The organism is Halomonas sp. ND22Bw (genome assembly GCF_003011945.1).
GTDB classification, from domain to species: Bacteria; Pseudomonadota; Gammaproteobacteria; order Pseudomonadales; family Halomonadaceae; genus Halomonas; species Halomonas halophila.
This window is the reverse complement of sequence record NZ_PXWD01000257.1, coordinates 1-400: the sequence shown is the minus strand read 5'-3', so window position 1 is coordinate 400 and position 400 is coordinate 1. Positions and strand designations below refer to the sequence as shown.

Genomic DNA, 400 nt, shown 5'->3' with positions numbered 1-400 from the left:
CCCTCGGTCGCGACCAGTTTCAGGACCGCCTCGCGGGTGATCCCCCGCAGAATATTGGCCTGGGTGTCGCGGGTCCGCAGACGGCCGTCCTCGTCCACGATCCAGGCGTTTGTCGATGCGCCTTCGGTCACCAGACCCATGTCGTCGTACATCAGACATTCGTAGGCGCCGCGTTCGCGCGCGGCCTGTTTGGCCAGCACATTGGGCAGCAAGCCTACCGTCTTGATGTCGCAGCGACCCCAGCGGATGTCGGGTTGGGTCACGCCGGCCGCGCCCTTGGCCGCCATCGCCTGTCCCCGCGCACGGTCGACCGACTTGGCCGTCACGATCACGCTGGGCGCCGCGTCGGTCGGAAAGGCGTGGTCGCGCGCCGCCGCGCCCAGATGGCGCAGGTCGGCCA

At 69.2% G+C, this 400-nt stretch carries 1 protein-coding gene; it reads right to left on the bottom strand.

Going from position 1 to position 400, the window contains the following annotated elements; all coding sequences use genetic code 11:
* On the bottom strand, positions 1–400 hold a 400-nt coding region (locus CVH10_RS17950), incomplete at both ends, for an aminotransferase class IV (protein ID WP_181244474.1).